Genomic DNA, 14,189 nt, shown 5'->3' with positions numbered 1-14,189 from the left:
GCGCGGCCGCCCGTGGTGAAATCATCCCGGCGCCGGCCCCCGGACCCGGCTCCGTCACGCATCGACCAAGGGAGCACCGCGCCTCATGCCCGTGCATTCACTCGCCCATTCGCCGCTCTCCGCCACCGTGGTACGGGAGTTGCTGGCCATGCCCGCCATGCAGACCGTCCCCGAGGAGGAGTTCGACGAGTACAGCGAGAAGGAGCTCGGCTGGGAGTACACCGATCTCGTCTGCGACGCGGTCCTCACCAGGCACCATCACGTCCTCTGGTACGAGGGCGATCCGCTGGGCGACCCGGAGTGCACGCTGGTCCTGACGTTCGGCGAGGCGTATCCCGTCAACCCGCCGGATCCCGACGAATACGGTCACGACTCGCTCGTCGAACTCGTCGAGGAGTGGGCCGGACTGCCCGGCTGGATCCTTCTCGAAACGCCCGGCGAAGCGGAGTGCGAAGCCGTGCTCGACCGGGCGGCGGACGTCCTGACCGCCGAGCTCGGCCCACCCCTGCGCACGCTGCGTTCCAACGGATGGCTCAGCCTGGGACCCCATCTGCGGTGCCGGATATGGCGCATGGGCGAGCACGGCGTCGTGCTCGCCCCGCGCGAGGACGGCGGGCCCTACGGCTATCTGACCCATCTCGTCCTGGCGGTCCACCCCTGGCCGGCGGGCGAGGAGCTGCCCGTCGCGGACGAGGACTGTCTGCGGTGGATGCGGGACCGCATCACCCTGTGACGGTGCGCGCGGGCGACCGCCGGAGACCGGCACCCTTCGCACGTGACCGGCCCGCGGAGTCCACCGGAACTCCGCGAGCCGGCCGGCCCGTTGCCGGTGGCGCTACTTCAGCCCGGAGTCGAGCGCACCCATCAGCGTGCCCTGCGGGGTGTCGCCCGACAACTCCCAGACCATGACGCCCAGCAGACCCTTGTCCTTCACGTACGCGGTCTTCTTGCCGATGGACCAGGTGTCGTCGAAGGACCACCACTGGTTGCCGGTATATCCGTATGTCGACACCGACTGTTCGTCATGATGCACCGTCATCGCCGGGTACGCGCCGGTGAGGTTGGAGTAGCCCCGGGTGCCGGCCTCCTCCGCGAACTGACCGGGGGCCGCACCGCCTGCGGACTGCCATTCGCCTGCCGCCCCGCCGTCGGTGACGTTCTGCCAGCCGCGGCCGTAGAACGGGATGCCGAGGGTCAGTTTGCGGGGTTCGACGCCCGCGTCGGTGTACGCCTTGATGGCGGCGTCCGCACTGAAGTGGAAGTCGTACGGGTCCTGGCCGTCGGTGTAGAGGTTGGCCTGGTGGCCGGTGCGGTTCGGTTCCCAGGAGTTGTCGCTGCCGGAACCGTGGAAGTCGTAGCCCTGGACGTTGGCCACGTCGAGGGAGTCGAAGACCTTGGACAGGTCCCAGCCCTCGTCGATCTTCTGCGGGTCGGCGGGGGTGAAGGCGGTGAGGAGGCGGTGGCCGCCGCCGAGGGCGTCCAGCTGCTTGCGGAACTCGGCGAGCAGCAGGGTGAGGTTGCCCTTGTCGTTCGGCGAGTAGTGGTTGCCGGGGTGTCCGGTGCCGGTGCCCGGCCACTCCCAGTCGATGTCGAAGCCGTCGAAGATGCCTGCCGCGGTGCCGGGGCCGCCGGCGCCGCCGTACTCGGGCAGGTTGCCCTTGATGTACATGTCGATGCACGAGGAGACGAACTTCTTGCGCGCGGCGTCGGTGGCCGCGACGTCGGAGAAGTACTTCGAGTAGGTCCAGCCGCCGAGCGAGACCACGATCTTGAGGTCGGGGTGGAGCTTCTTCAGTTTCCTCAACTGGTTGAAGTTGCCGCGCAGTTTGCCCCAGCCGTCGTCCGCGACCCCGTCCACGGACTGGGCGGCGCTGAACGGGCGGGTGTAGTCGGCGTCCGCGTCACCGGCACCGGTGCCCTGCTCCGGGTCCTGCGGGTCGGCCGTGGTGCCCTTGGTGACGCCGTTCAGGCAGGTGAGGTTGTCGGGGTCGATGTTGGCGAAGGCGTAGTTGACGATGTCGAGCTTCCCGGCGGCGCCGGAGTCGTGGAGGTTCTTCACGAAGTACTGACGGCCGTATATCCCCCACTGGACGAAGTAGCCGACCTTCGCGTAGTTGCCCGCGCCGACGATGTCGTCGGTCTTCACCCTGAGGGTGTTGCTCGCGGACGAGGCGTTGTCGGCCGCGTCACGGGCCTTGACCGTGAAGGTGTACGAGGTCGAGGGCGACAGGCCGCCGATGGTGGCGGTGGTCGTGGTGCCGGAGACCGTGGTGGCCAGGGCGGAGCCGCGGTAGAGGTCGTACGCGGCGACGCGCTGGTTGTCCGTCGCGGCGGTCCAGGCCAGCGTGACGGACGAGGAGTCGGTCGCGGTGGCGTGCAGGGCGCCCGGGGCCGTCGGCGGGGAGGTGTCGGTGGCCGGGTCGACGGTGGTGACGGCCAGCGGGGCGCTCTCGGCGGAGGTGTTGCCCCGGGTGTCCTTGGCCCGGACGGTGAAGGAGTAGGCGGTGGCGGGAGTCAGGCCGGTGACGGTGACGGACGTCGTCGCGGTGGCCGAGCCGACGACCTTGCCGCCCGCCAGGATGTCGTACGAGGCCACGGGGAAGTCCCCCGCGGCGGCGGCCGTCCAGGACAGGGAGGCGGTGCGTGCGGTCACATCGGTCCGCTTGAGCCCGCCGGGCGCGCCGGGCGGCACGTCGGCTGACCCGTCGCACTTGTCGCCGTTGATCCGGCAGCCGGTCGGCGCCGTGATCGGGCCGGTGGCGACGAACCAGAAGCTGTACGGCTCGGTGGTGCTGTGCGCGGCGACCGTGCCGTTGTAGTGGGCGTTGCCCGCGGTGATGCGGCTGCCCTGGGTGGTGACGGTGCCGTTGTACGAGGAGCTGATCGCGACCCCGGCGGGCAGGTCGAATTCGAGGCTCCAGCCGGTCACGGCCGTGTCGGTGTCGTTGCGCAGGACATAGGTCCCCTTCCACCACGGGCCGTTGTCGGCCGAGGTGAAGGTCGCCGTGAGCTTGCCCGCCGCGTGCGCGGGGCCGGTCCGGAGGGCCAGCAGGGCGAGGAGGAGGGCGAGGACGGCGAGCAGTGCGGTCGCCGTCCTCCGTCTGAGGGGCATGTGCTCGAACATGGTTCTCCCTGGGGACTGGGACCGGTGAGGCGGTCCTCGGGGGGAGCAGGGTGCACTTGGTTCCACGGAGCACAGCGGAAACTAATTGGTCTGGACCAACTCGTCAATAGGTACAGACCAGTTGGCGCCGCCGGCCGCACCCGCCCTCACCTCCGGACCGCCCGGACCTCCGGTCACGACTCCCGGAAAGTGAAGGAGAACCGCGCCGGTTCCGCCCGCAACAGGTCCTGCGGCAGCGGGCCGGGGCCGCAGGCCTGCGATCCGACGCCCGTCAGCCCGTGGTCCAGGTGGACCCACACCGTGTCGCCCGGCACGAGGTCGCTGAGATGCCGGGCCGTGTCCAGCTGCTCGCTGGTCCAGCGGCGCGCGGAGAACCAGAACTCCGGCTCGCCCTCGATCCGCAGGCCACCGATCTCCGCCCAGCGCACGTCGGCGCGGGCACCGTTCTCCTGCGGCCGGACGTACGGCGTCTGCAACGCGTCCACGTCGCTGTCCCGGCGCGCGAGCCTGGACGCCGTCCGGCTGTCCGGGTACGCCTCGCCGGGACCGCCCCCGTACCAGCGCACCGCGTGCGCCGAGCCGGGCAGGCCGAGACGCATCCCGAGCCGGGGCAGCGGCACCTGCCAGTCGCCCTCGGGGGTGACCTGCACCGCCAGGCGGAGCCGGTCACCGTCCGAGGTCCAGCGGTGGACCGTGGACAGGCCGATGTCGCGGGCGGCCGGCGCGACCCTGGTCCGTACGGTCAGCGCCTCGTCCGTCACCTCCACCTCGTCCAGGCGGTGGTGCATCCGGTGCAGGCCCAGTTTGCGCCAGTGCTGCCCGTACTGGAGGTGGGGCTGCCAGTCCGCACCGTTGTCGTTGTCCGTCGGCGCGCGCCACACGTCCAGACGGGGTGCGGACCGCAGCTCGACCCCTCCGATCGTGAGCAGGCCACCGGTGCGGGCGTCGAAGGCGGCCGGGCCGAGCGTGATCCGGCGGGTGTCCCGCCGCGCTCGGGCGCCGCGCACGGGCGGCAGCGGGCCGCGGGCCACGGCCGTCACCTGGCCGGACGCCATCTCATGGCCGTCCTCCAGGGCCCGCACGGTCCAGATCTGCTCGCCGGCCGAGGTGCCCGGTGCGGGCCGGGGCGGGAGCGCCACCTCGGCGCTCGCACCCGGGGCGAGCGCCGGCACCTGGAGCGGGCCGCCGGCCGTCGTCTCCCCGTCGACCTGGTAGGACCACTCGAAGGCCAGGTGCGACAGGTCGCGGAAGTCGTACAGATTGGAGATCCGTACCCCGTCATGTCCCTCGGCGGAGCTCTCGATCCGGACCGGGGCGATCACCGCCTTGAACTCGGCCAGACCGGGGGACGGGGTGCGGTCGGGGAAGAGCAGCCCGTCGCAGACGAAGTTTCCGTCGTGCAGCTCCTCGCCGTAGTCGCCGCCGTAGGCGTAGCCGTACGTCTCGTGCCACAGGCCGTGGTCGATCCACTCCCAGACGAAGCCGCCCTGGTTACGGGGGTACGCCTCGAACAGCCGCTGGTAGTCGGCGAGTCCGCCGGGCCCGTTGCCCATCGCGTGCGCGTACTCGCACAGGATGAAGGGGAGTCCGCGGCGTTTGTCCGGGCCACCGTCCAGGCCGCGCCCGATGCGCTCGACCTCTTCCTGGGTGGCGTACATCCGGGAGTACAGGTCCGTGTCGCGGCAGCTCGGGTCGCCCTCGTAGTGGATCGGGCGGTCCGGGTCGCGGTCGCGGATCTGCTCGGCCATGGCGGTCAGACCACGGCCGGTGCCGGCCTCGTTGCCGAGCGACCAGATGATCACCGAGGGGTGGTTCTTGTCGCGCTCGACCATGCGGGCGGCCCGGTCCAGCAGCGCGGGGGTCCAGCGGTCGTCGTCGACGGGGTTGTCGCGCCAGTCCTGCTCGACGAAGCCGTGGGTCTCCAGGTCGCACTCGTCGATCACCCACAGGCCGTGCTCGTCGCACAGGTCGAGGAAGTCGGGGTGCGGCGGGTAGTGGGAGGCACGGACGGCGTTGATGTGGTGGCGCTTCATCAGCGTCACGTCCTCGCGCATCGTCTCCGCGTCGAGGGTGCGGCCGGTCCGCGCATGCCACTCGTGCCGGTTGACGCCCCGGAAGAGGACGGCGCGTCCGTTCACCTTGATCAGTCCGTCCTCGACCGCCACCGTACGGAATCCGATGCGCAGCGGGACCTGTTCGCCGGGGGCGGCCAGAACACCGTCGTACAGCCGGGGCGTCTCGGCCGTCCACGGCGTGACGGGCACGGTCACGGACTCACCCGTTGCCACGTCGATGCCGAGCTCCGGCACCGTCACCCGCCCCGCGACATCGCTGTCCACCCGCAGCGTCCCGGTTGCGGCCGTGTGGTCGTACGAGGCGTGCACGAAGAAGTCCCCGACCGCGCCCGGCGGCCGGTGCAGAAGCGCCACGTCCCGGAAGATGCCCGGCAGCCACCACTGGTCCTGGTCCTCCAGGTAGGAGCCGGACGACCACTGGTGGACGCGGACGGCCAGCACGTTCCCGGACGGTTCGAGCAGGTGCCCGGCCGCGAACTCGTGCGGCAGCCGGCTGCCCTTGAAGTCTCCGAGGAGTACGCCGTTGAGCCAGACGCGGGCGCACGACTCCACGCCGTCGAAGCGGAGCACCGCGTCCCCGTCCTGCGGCCAGCCGTCCGGCAGGTCGAAGGTGTGCAGGTGGTCACCGGTCGGATTCCGGGTGGGCACCCGCGGCGGATCGACCGGGAAGGGGTAGAGGTGGTTGGTGTAGGCGGGCAGGCCGTACGCGCCGTTCTCGCCCTGGAGGACCCAGTGGCCCGGCACTGTGATCCGCGCCCAGTCCTCGGCCTCGTGTCCGGGCACGGCGAACGACTCGTCCTCGGAGTCCGCCGTGGGCGAGAGCCGGAAACGCCATTCACCGTTCAGTGAGAGGCGGGCCGCGTCCGAGGCGGCGCAGCGGGCGCGCGGCGGGAGCGTGCCGGTACCCGGGGCGAAGTCTTCGACGTAGGAGAAGGGCATGAACTTCCTTGGCGGGCGGGCCGGGTGGCGAGGGCGAAGGAGGGCGCCCCGTGCGGGAGGCGCCCTCCGGGTGCTCAGGCTCGGTAGGAGCCGATCGAGGACAGCGCGGGCAGGGCCTTGTTGCTGTAGTCGATCAGGGCCTGGTTCTCCCAGTTGTTGCCGGAGGACGGGTCGGTCGGGTCCCAGCCGTTGCCGGTGACGGCCGTCCAGAAGCCCTCCCAGTAGACGTAGCCGAGACCCATGCCGTTCGGGGTGGCGGCGACGGTGTCCGCGACCGCCCTGACCCAGGCGTCCTGGCCGGCGGACGAGGCCGGGTAGCCGGACGTGAGCTGGCCGGAGGTGCTGACCAGGTTGGCGAAGCCGTCCTTGCCGGTGAGGGTCCAGGGGTAGGCGGTCTCGGCGACGAGGGCGGGGGTGCCGTACCGGGCGGTGACGAACGCCAGGTTGGCGGAGAGCTCGGCGAGGGTGCCGTGCCAGTACGGGTAGAAGGACAGGCCGATGACGTCCCAGGCCACGCCCCGTGCCTTCATGGCGTCGAAGAACCACTGGTACAGGCTCTGGTCGCCGCCGTTGGACAGGTGCAGGACCGTGCGGACACCGGAGGTGGTGGCGCGGGCGGCGCTGATGCCGGACTTGAGGAACGTCGCCAGGTTGTCCAGGTTGTTCCAGTCGCCGGTCGGCCAGAGCATGCCGCCGTTGATCTCGTTGCCGATCTGCACCAGGTCCGCGGGGGTTCCCTGGGCGACGAGGGCGCCGAGGACGTCGGCGGTGTGGTTGTAGACGGCCGTGGACAGCTGCGCGACGGAGTACGACGACCATGCGGCCGGCTTCGCCTGGTTGGCCGGGTCGCACCAGGTGTCGGAGTAGTGGAAGTCGACGAGCAGCTTGATGCCCTTCGCCTTCAGCCGGAGGGCCAGCGGAAGGATCTTCGCCTTGTTGTTGTACCCGTCGGCCGGGTTGACCCACACCTTGAGGCGGGCGTGGCTGACTCCGGCGGTGGCCATGAGCGCCACGGCGTCGGTCTTGGTCCCGCTCGACGAGTAGTAGACCCCGCCCAGCGCCTCGGACTTGGGCAGGGACGAGATGTCGATGCCGCGGACCGACAGGGCGGTGGCGGCGGAGGCCGGGGTCGCTAGGGCACTGAGAACGGCAGGGGCGGCCACGGTGGCAACGGCGGCCTTGAGCAGAGCGCGACGACGCATGGGGTTCCTTCCGGTTACGGAGGTGCGGGGGCAGGACGAAGCGGTGCGGGGCCGGGTGGTGTCCCCGGCAGGGCAGGAGAAGCCGGCCGGGTCAGCCGCGGTAGCGCCCCAGGGTTCTCAGGGCGGGCAGTTCCCTGTCCTCGAAGTCGAACAGGGCGAGGTTCTCCCACGCGTTGCCCGATGCAGGGTCCTGTTCGTTCCAGCCGCTGCCCGGACGGTAGGTCCAGGCCCCTTCCCAGTAGCAGTAGCCGAGGCCCTGCTTGCCGGGGACCGCGGCCGCGAGGTCGGCGACGGCGCGCATCCAGGCGGCCTGGCCCTCCGGGGTGGCGGGGTAGCCGTCGGTGAGCTGCGCGGGGCTGTTCATGATGTCGTTGGTCGCGTCCTCGCTGTCCAGCGTGAACGGGTAACCGGTCTCGGCGATCAGGCACGGCTTGCCGTAACGGGCCGTGATGTCGGCCATGTTCGCGGCGGCACCCTCCAACGGGCCGTGCCAGAACGGGTAGTAGGAGAGGCCGATGATGTCGAAGTCGACGCCGCGCGAGACCGCGTTGTCGAACCACCACTGGTACAGGCCGTTGTCGCCGCCGTTGGCCAGGTGCAGGATCGTACGGATGCGCGGCGTGGTGTCCTTCGCCGCGCGCAGACCCGCCTTGAGGAAGGCGGCGAGGTTGTCCCAGTGCTCCCAGTCGCCCTCCGGCCAGAGCATGCCGCCGTTGATCTCGTTGCCGATCTGCACCAGGTCCGCAGGCGTGCCCTGGCGCTTGAGCGCGCCGAGGACGTCGGCGGTGTGCTCGTAGACGGCCCGGGTCAGGCCGGCCGCGTCCAGTCCGGTCCAGGCGGCGGGCTTGGGCTGGTGCGCGGGGTCGGCCCAGGTGTCGGAGTAGTGGAAGTCGGCCCAGATGGCGATGCCCGCCCGCTTCAGACGGCGGGCCAGCGGGAGGATCCTCGCCTTGTTGTTGTAGCCGTCGGCCGGGTTGACCCAGACCTTGAGCCGGGCGTGGGTGATGCCCGCGTCGGCGAGGATGTCGATCAGGTCGGCGCGGCGGCCGTCGGCGCGACGGTAGACGGCGCCCAGATCCTCGTTCTTGGGCAGCGAGGAGATGTCCAGGCCACGGATCTCCAGGCGGCGGCGGTGCGCCGGGCCCGGCGAACCGGCCGCGAAGGCGGGGGCGGCGCCCAGGGCGGGTACGGCCATCGCGGCGGCGCCGGCTGCTCCGACGGCGAGAACGCTGCGTCTGCGCATTTCGAGGTCCCTTCACAGTGAAATCGGCTCTGAGATGGCGGAGAACGGAGAGAAGGAGAGGGAGGAGAGGAGGGGGAAGAGGGAGGCCCTGTCTTCAGCGCGGGTCGCGGAGGACCTCGACCGCGCCGGCGGCGACGACGGCACAGGTCCCGTCCGGCAGTACCACCTTGACCTCGGCATCCGTGTGGTTGATGGCGAAGCGGAACGTTCCCGACTCGCCTTCGCGTACGACGAGTTCGACGTCGTGGGGCAGTCCGGCAGGGGTGATGCCCGCATCGGCGACGGCCAGGTCCACCACGGCCGCCAGGTCCGCGCCCGTCAGCCGGGTGGCCAGGTACCAGGCGGCACCGTCACCGAGCGCGTGCCGGGTGAGGGCCGGGTGTCCGGCGGCGCGGCCGTCGGCGAACGTGGCGACGGTGTCACAGCCGTGCGGGATGTTCGGGACGACGAACTCGGACCAGAGGTCCGCCTCGAACGTCGTGTCCGGACCGGCGCTCACGGTGAGCTTCTCGCCCGGCTGCAGGGCGTCGAACTCCTCGACGGTCAGGCCCAGTACGTCGCGCAGCGCCCCCGGGACGGGGCCGGGGTGCACGGTGTCGTTCTCGTCGACGATGCCGGAGAAGAAGGAGACCAGCAGGGTGCCGCCGCGTGAGACGTACCGCTCCAGATCGGCGGCGATGCCGGCGGGTGCCGCGTACAGCTGGGGGACGACGAGCAGCGGGTAGCGCTCGGGGTCCAGGTCACCCAGTCCGCTCGGCGGGAAGAAGTCGACGGTGAGGTTGCGGTCGTACAGTGCCTCGTAGAAGGCGTCGAGGCGTTCCCGGGCGTCCAGGTCCTGGCTGGGGCGCCACTCCAGTTTCTGCGCCCACCAGGACTCCCAGGACCAGACCATGGCCACGTCCGCGCGGGTCCGGGTGGTGCGCAGGCCGGCCAGGTCCCCGACGCGGCGGCCCAGGTCGGTCACCTCCCGCCACACGCGGGTGCCGGTGCCGCCGTGCGGCAGCATCGCCGAGTGGAACTTCTCCGCACCGCTGCGGGACTGCCGCCACTGGAAGAACATCGCACCTTCGGAGCCCCGGGCGACATGGCCGAGGGAGTTGCGGGCCATCTCGCCGGGCGCCTTGGCCGGGTTGTGCTGCTGCCAGCTGACGCCCGAGGTGGAGTGCTCGAGTATCAGCCAGGGGGCGCCGCCCGCGACGGAACGGGTCAGGTCCGCGGTGAGGGCCAGGTTGACATGGGTGCGGCGCCCGTCGGTGACCAGGTAGTGGTCGTTGGAGACCAGGTCCACCTCCGCGCCCCAGGCCCAGTAGTCGACGCCCTCGCACTGGCTGGGCGCGACCATGAAGTTGGTGGTGACGGGCACCCCGGGCGACAGGCGGTGCAGGATGTCGCGCTCGGCACAGAAATTGGCGCGGGCCTGGGCGTCGGCGAAGCGCTGGAAGTCCAGCTGCTGCGCGGGATTGCAGACGGTGGGGGTGGTGCGGGGCGGGGTGATCTCGTCCCAGTCGCCGTAGAGCTGGCCCCAGAAGGTGGTGCCCCAGGCCTCGTTGAGTGCGTCGAGACTTCCGTGGCGGCCCTGCAGCCAGGTACGGAAGGCGGCGGCGCAGTTGTCGCAGTAGCAGGTCAGGACGGGGGCGCCGTACTCGTTGTGGACGTGCCACAGGGCAACGGCGGGATGGTCGCCGTAGCGCTCGGCGATCTTGGTGGTGATCTGCGCGGCCGCGGCCCGGTAGTCGGCGTTGGAGTGGCAGATGGCGCCGCGTGAACCGAAGGCGAGGCGGGAGCCGTCGCGGGTGACCGGCAGTGCCTCGGGGTGGGCCCGGTAGAACCAGGCGGGCGGCACCACGGTCGGGGTGGCCAGGTCGATCCGGATCCCGGCGTCATGGAGCATGCCGACGATCGTGTCGAGCCACTCCCAGTCGTAGGTGCCGGGCCGCGGCTCGATCCGGGCCCAGCTGAAGATGCCGAGGGAGACGAGGGTGACCCCGGCCTCCCGCATCAGCCGCATGTCTTCCTCCCACACCTCCCGTGGCCACTGCTCGGGGTTGTAGTCACCCCCGTAGGCGAGTGGCGAAAGAGCGCGTCGAGCGGAGGGGGACATGCGTTGACTCCCAGCAAATTAGACGAGGTGATGCAGCGATTCTGTGAGCGTGCACAGGCTTCTTCGTGACGGACACACCCGAGCAACGAGTAGGTAACCCCAGGTTTCATCCATTGACAAGAGACCGAAACAATTTTCTACTGTGCACGATCACAGAGCCGCGCGGCCCTCGCGCACAGCCCATCGGTCACCTGCCCGCAGCCCCGTCCCTCACGGCGGTTGCCGCGCTCGCGGGACGTTCCGAGGCCGGCTCGTTCTCAGTCAGGGGAGAAGAAGATGTCGATCCACCGTCGCCAGATCAGCAGGCGGACGATGCTCACCGGGGCCCTGAGCCTCGGACTGACCAGCACCCTCGCCGCCTGCGGCGGCTCCGACGGCGGCTCCGGCAAGACCAGCGGCCCGGTCAAGCTGACCTACTGGTCCTGGGCCCCGGGCATGGAGAAGGTCGCTGCCATCTGGAACAAGAAGAACCCCGACATCACGGTCACCGTCTCCAAGCAGGCCGGCGGCGGCGAGATCGTCTCCAAGCTGATCACCGCCAAGAAGGCGGGCAACGCCCCCGACCTGATCCAGGTCGAGTACCAGGCCCTGCCGACGCTGGTCTCCAACGACGTCCTCGCCGACATATCCAAGTACGCCAAGGACGCCAAGTCGGAGTTCTCCGAGGGCACGTGGGCCATGACCACACTCGGGACCGACGCGCTCTACGCGATCCCGCAGGACTCCGGGCCGCTGATGTTCTACTACCGCGAGGACCTGTTCAAGGAGCACGGCCTGAAGGTCCCCGGGACCTGGGACGAGTTCGCCGAGACCGCCCGCGCCGCCAGGAAGGCCGTCCCCGACGCCTACCTGACCACCTTCTCCTCCAACGACCCGGGCCTGTTCGCGGGCCTCGCCCAGCAGGCCGGCGCCCAGTGGTGGACGGTGAACGGCAGCAAGTGGACGGTCGGCATCGACGACACCGCCACCAAGAAGGTCGCCGAGTTCTGGGGCGGACTGGTCCAGGAGGGCGTCATCGACAACCAGCCCATGTACACCCCGGCGTGGAACAAGGCGCTGAACAAGGGCACCCACCTCGCCTGGGTCTCCGCCGTGTGGGCACCCGGCGTCCTCGTCAGCTCGGCCCCCGACACCAAGGGCAAGTGGCGCATGGCACCGCTGCCCCAGTGGGATGCGGGCGCCAAGGCCACCGGCAGCTGGGGCGGTTCCTCCACCGGAGTCTCCACGGACTCCGAGCACACGGAGGCGGCGGCCAAGTTCGCGCGCTGGCTGAACACCGACCCGGAGGCGCTGGCCGCCCTGGTCAAGGAGGCCGGCATCTACCCGGCGGCCACGAAGGGCCAGTCCGGCGACGTGCTCAGCACGCCCGCGTTCTTCCCGAACCAGGAGGACTTCTACGACACGGCCGCCGAGATCTCGGCGACCACCGCCGCGTCGGCCTGGGGCCCGAACGTACAGACCGCGTACGGCGCTTTCAACGACGGCTTCGGCAAGGCCACCAAGGCGCGGAAGAGCGCGCAGTTCCTCACCGCGGTCGACGCCATGCAGGACAAGTCCTTCGCCGACATGAAGAAGCAGGGCTTCGAGGTGACCGAGGCATGACCACCGCTCCGTCCCGGGGCACGACCCGTACGCGGGTCGCGCCCCGGGCGGCCGGGCCTGCCGCGCCCCGCCGCGTCCGCCGCCCCGGCCGTACCGCGCCCTACTTCTTCCTGGTGCCGACGCTGGTCCTGTTCGCCGTCTTCACCATCGTGCCCATCGGATACGCGATCTGGCTCAGCCTCCACAAGGTCCAGGTCAAGGGCCTCGGCCTCGGCTCCGGAAGCCGCTCGGAGGTCTGGAGCGGGCTGTCCAACTACACCGCCGTGCTCCACAACTCCGAGTTCGGCCACAGCGTCCTGCGCGCCCTGGGCTACGGCATGATCGTCATCCCGACCATGCTCGGTCTCGCCCTGGTCTTCGCGCTGATGCTCGACACCGAAAAGGTCCGCGGCGGCCCCTTCTCCCGGCTCATGATCTTCCTGCCGTACGCGGTGCCCGGCGTCATCGCCGCGCTGCTGTGGGGTTTCCTCTACCTGCCCGCCGTCAGCCCGTTCGTGTACGTCCTCGACAAGTTCGGCATGACCGCGCCGGACCTGTTCGACGGAACCAACCTGTACTTCTCCTTCGCCAACATCGCGGTGTGGGGCGGCACGGGCTTCAACATGATCGTGATCTACACCGCCCTGCGCGCGATCCCCCAGGAGGTCTACGAGGCCGCCCGTCTCGACGGCGCCTCCAGCCTCCAGATCGCGCTGCGCATCAAGATCCCGATGGTGCTGCCCTCCCTGGTCCTCACCTTCTTCTTCTCGGTGATCGCCACCCTCCAGGTGTTCAGCGAACCCAAGACGCTCCAGCCGCTGACCAACGGCGTCCCCAACACCTGGAGCCCCCTGATGTCCATCTACGACAGCGCGTTCGGCAAGGCCGACATGTACGGGGCATCCGCCACCGCGGTCGTCCTCGCACTGGCCACCTTCGCGCTCTCCTTCACTCTCCTGCGCGTCTCCGACCGCTTCACCCGGGAGGACCAGGCATGACCGCCCTCACCCTCACCAGCACGCCCAAGGACGGAACCTCGCGCGGTCCCCGGCGTACCGCGTGGATCCCCACGATGGTCCTCGCGCTCGGGGCCCTGTACTGCCTGATCCCGGTGATCTGGGTGGTCATGGCGGCGACGAAGAGCCGGGACGAGCTGTTCAGCACGTTCACCTTCGCCCCCGGCAGCGGTTTCCTCGACAACCTGAGCGACCTGACCGCGTACCGCGACGGCATCTACTGGCAGTGGATGGCGAACTCCGCGTTCTACGCCGGCCTGGGGGCCCTGCTCTCGGCCGCCGTCTCGGCCGCGGGCGGCTATGCGCTGGGCCGGTTCGCCTTCCGTGGGCGGGAGTTCGTGTTCAAGACGATCCTGGCGGGCGTGCTCGTGCCCGGCATCGTCCTGACCGTGCCTCAGTACCTGCTGCTCTCCAAGATGGGTCTGGCCGACTCGTACTGGTCGATGCTGCTGCCGTCGATCCTCTCGCCTTACGGCGTCTATCTGGTGAGGATCTACGCATCGGCCGCCGTTCCCGGCGAGCTCCTCGAGGCAGCCCGCATGGACGGCGCGAGTGAATGGCGGATCTTCTCCCGCATCGCCGTGCCGATGATGATGCCCGGCCTGATCACGGTCTTCCTCTTCCAGTTCGTCGGAATCTGGAACAACTTCCTGCTCCCGTACGTAATGCTGGCCGACGACACGAAGTTCCCGCTCACGCTCGGGCTGTACACCCTGCTCTCCCAGGGTGCCTCCCAGCCCGCGCTCTACACTCTGGTCATCACCGGCTGCCTGCTGGCGGTCCTCCCCCTGATCGGGCTCTTCCTGGTGATCCAGCGTTACTGGTCGCTGGATCTGCTGAGCGGCTCGGTCAAGGCCTGACCGCCTGGCCCGGCCACCGAGTCCGTCCCGTACCACCCGGCACAATTG

At 70.1% G+C, this 14,189-nt stretch carries 9 protein-coding genes; 4 read left to right on the top strand and 5 right to left on the bottom strand.

The features are described from left to right. The first annotated feature begins 85 nt into the window (after nucleotides 1-85). Nucleotides 86-733 (top strand): hypothetical protein, encoded by a 648-nt coding sequence (locus SH922_RS33150; protein WP_393062247.1) that lies wholly within the window; start codon nucleotides 86-88, stop codon nucleotides 731-733. A gap of 102 nt (nucleotides 734-835) precedes the next feature. Here the strand turns inward: SH922_RS33150 and SH922_RS33145 are convergent, their stop codons facing one another. The 5 genes from SH922_RS33145 to SH922_RS33125 all read right to left on the bottom strand — a co-directional run bounded on the left by SH922_RS33145 (nucleotide 836) and on the right by SH922_RS33125 (nucleotide 10,684). After that, nucleotides 836-3,124 (bottom strand): glycosyl hydrolase family 18 protein, encoded by a 2,289-nt coding sequence (locus SH922_RS33145; RefSeq protein ID WP_393062246.1) that lies wholly within the window; start codon nucleotides 3,122-3,124, stop codon nucleotides 836-838. A 173-nt stretch (nucleotides 3,125-3,297) separates the two neighbouring features. Further along, nucleotides 3,298-6,138: a glycoside hydrolase family 2 TIM barrel-domain containing protein gene (locus tag SH922_RS33140; protein ID WP_393062245.1), complete on the bottom strand. Its 2,841-nt coding sequence runs from the start codon at nucleotides 6,136-6,138 to the stop codon at nucleotides 3,298-3,300. A gap of 74 nt (nucleotides 6,139-6,212) precedes the next feature. After that, on the bottom strand, nucleotides 6,213-7,340 hold the full coding sequence (locus SH922_RS33135; RefSeq protein ID WP_393062244.1) for an arabinogalactan endo-beta-1,4-galactanase: 1,128 nt from the start codon (nucleotides 7,338-7,340) through the stop codon (nucleotides 6,213-6,215). A 91-nt stretch (nucleotides 7,341-7,431) separates the two neighbouring features. Beyond that, nucleotides 7,432-8,583 carry an arabinogalactan endo-beta-1,4-galactanase gene (locus SH922_RS33130; protein ID WP_393062243.1) on the bottom strand — a complete coding sequence of 384 codons (1,152 nt, stop codon included), beginning with the start codon at nucleotides 8,581-8,583 and terminating at the stop codon, nucleotides 7,432-7,434. Between the two features lie 94 nt (nucleotides 8,584-8,677). Next, nucleotides 8,678-10,684 (bottom strand): beta-galactosidase, encoded by a 2,007-nt coding sequence (locus SH922_RS33125; protein WP_393062242.1) that lies wholly within the window; start codon nucleotides 10,682-10,684, stop codon nucleotides 8,678-8,680. A 276-nt stretch (nucleotides 10,685-10,960) separates the two neighbouring features. Between SH922_RS33125 and SH922_RS33120 the strand changes: the two genes are divergently transcribed. Genes SH922_RS33120 through SH922_RS33110 form a run of 3 tightly spaced genes read left to right on the top strand, consistent with a single transcriptional unit; the run spans nucleotide 10,961 to nucleotide 14,141 of the window. Further along, a complete protein-coding gene (locus tag SH922_RS33120) occupies nucleotides 10,961-12,286 on the top strand; it encodes an ABC transporter substrate-binding protein (RefSeq protein ID WP_393062241.1) in 1,326 nt (441 codons plus the stop codon). After that, nucleotides 12,283-13,263 carry a carbohydrate ABC transporter permease gene (locus SH922_RS33115; RefSeq protein ID WP_393062240.1) on the top strand — a complete coding sequence of 327 codons (981 nt, stop codon included), beginning with the start codon at nucleotides 12,283-12,285 and terminating at the stop codon, nucleotides 13,261-13,263. The genes SH922_RS33120 and SH922_RS33115 overlap by 4 nt, the downstream gene beginning before the upstream one ends. Then, on the top strand, nucleotides 13,260-14,141 hold the full coding sequence (locus SH922_RS33110; RefSeq protein WP_393062239.1) for a carbohydrate ABC transporter permease: 882 nt from the start codon (nucleotides 13,260-13,262) through the stop codon (nucleotides 14,139-14,141). The genes SH922_RS33115 and SH922_RS33110 overlap by 4 nt, the downstream gene beginning before the upstream one ends. The last annotated feature ends 48 nt before the right edge of the window (nucleotides 14,142-14,189 follow it).

It is taken from the genome of Streptomyces sp. LN549 (genome assembly GCF_043203805.1).
Lineage (GTDB): Bacteria > Actinomycetota > Actinomycetes > Streptomycetales > Streptomycetaceae > Streptomyces.
Note: the sequence above shows the minus strand (reverse complement) of the source record. Positions and strands in the feature narration are given on the sequence as shown.